The 1,605-nt window shown below is 63.6% G+C and carries 2 protein-coding genes; both read right to left on the bottom strand.

What is annotated here, in order from left to right; all coding sequences use genetic code 11:
• A partial coding sequence (locus CJZ98_RS17660) for an MFS transporter (RefSeq protein ID WP_094592409.1) occupies positions 1-1,187 on the bottom strand: 1,187 nt, incomplete at its 3' end.
• Positions 1,188-1,279: 92 nt separating this feature from the next.
• A partial coding sequence (locus tag CJZ98_RS19245) for a hypothetical protein (protein WP_232756604.1) occupies positions 1,280-1,605 on the bottom strand: 326 nt, incomplete at its 5' end.

Raw genomic sequence — 1,605 nt, 5'->3', positions numbered from 1 at the left:
CAGCGGAAGAGATGTCGGGCATCGCCAGCGGTGAGACCCACCGACCTAAACCGATGCTGACAGGGGCGCGGATGACACCGTGGACAGACTTTTAGGCGGCCCTGGAGCCAGGAGAGGCCCAGCAGGCCGGCGCTGATACTGAGCATCCCGGCGGTGCTGAGGGTCCGCGCCCCCACCCGGTTGCCCAGGCTGCTGACCGTGAGACTCGTGGCCGTGAGCACCAACGAGAGCGGCACGACCAGCACACCCGCCATCACGGGCGTGCGTCCCAGCACGAGCTGCGCGTACAAGGGCAGCAGGAAATAGCAGGACACCGCGGCGATGAAGTAGAAGGCGGCCGCCGCCGAGCCGCACAGGAAGGCGCGCGAACGCAGCAGGCTGAGGGTCAGCAGGGGTTTCGGCAGGCGCCGCTCCACGAGCAGGAACAGCACCAGCGCCGCTACGCCGCCGATGAGCAGCGCCAGGCTGGCCAGGTTCAGCCCAGCGCTCGAGAGTCGTTCGATCACCAGAAAGGGGGCGCTGGTGGCCACGATGGCGAGCACGGCGCCCGTCCAGTCCATAGCGGAACGGTCCTGGGTGCGGGGGCGGGCCTTGAGAACACGGAGGCTGAGGATCAGCCCGGCCAGGCTCACCGTCAGGATGACGAGAAAGAGGGAGCGCCAGCCGAACTGGCCGATCAGCAGCCCCCCGAGCACCAGGCCTGTGACCTGGGCCAGCGCCAGGATCGAGGCATTGACCGCCATGGCCTTGCGCCGCTCCTGCTTGGGGAAGACGGCAGTGATCTCAGCCATCACGTTGGCCAGCACCAGGCCACCGCCGATGCCTTGCAGGATTCGAAAGGAGATCAGGCTCCCGACGGTGGGCGCCAACGCGCACAGGACGGAACTGAGTGCAAGAACGCCCATGCCGATGACGACGATGCGCCGCCGTCCCCAGATGTCGGCCAGCCGACCCGCCGGCAACAGGGTGACCGTGACGGTGAGCAAGTAGGCGACGATCACCCACTTGAGGACGGGGAGGCCGACGCCAAAATGACGCGCCATGGCCGGCAGGGCCAGGGTGACGATGAAGCCATCCATGTACACCACGAAGTTGCCGCATTCGACCGCCGCCAGGCTCCACCAGCGATCTCGCTCTCCCTGAAGACCCTCTACCTGGTTCTGTGCAGCTAGGTTGTCCGGGGCCATGGCAGTGACTACCGTGAGGGTGAATCATCTGCTTCCGACTTTAACTGCTTGCAGGAGAACTTCTGCTGGGCACTCGTTCAGAAGGACTTGTCTCAGCCTGGCAACCCGAGAGTTGTTGCCGTGCTGGCGAGGGATCTGCCAGGCGAATCGATGCAGAAGAGGAATAAGCAGTGATTGGCTGTATGGTCTAGCTCTGAATCCAGGATATCGGCCACATTCCTGGGTTGCTTGTCATCGACCATCGCAACAGAGGGAATATCACCGTCGGAGCCCGCATCAGGGAATAGATAGGGCCTCCTGAGAAACACCAGATCTTCTGCACCGCAATGGATCTGAGCAGCTTCTGCCGGTAAAATGTGCGCAAATCGGCCTGTTACGGCCAAATTGCCGACCAAAGTTTTCCACATGTACCGACGTG

The sequence above is a fragment of the Vulcanococcus limneticus LL genome, assembly GCF_002252705.1.
Lineage (GTDB): Bacteria > Cyanobacteriota > Cyanobacteriia > PCC-6307 > Cyanobiaceae > Vulcanococcus > Vulcanococcus limneticus.
Note: the sequence above shows the minus strand (reverse complement) of the source record. Positions and strands in the feature narration are given on the sequence as shown.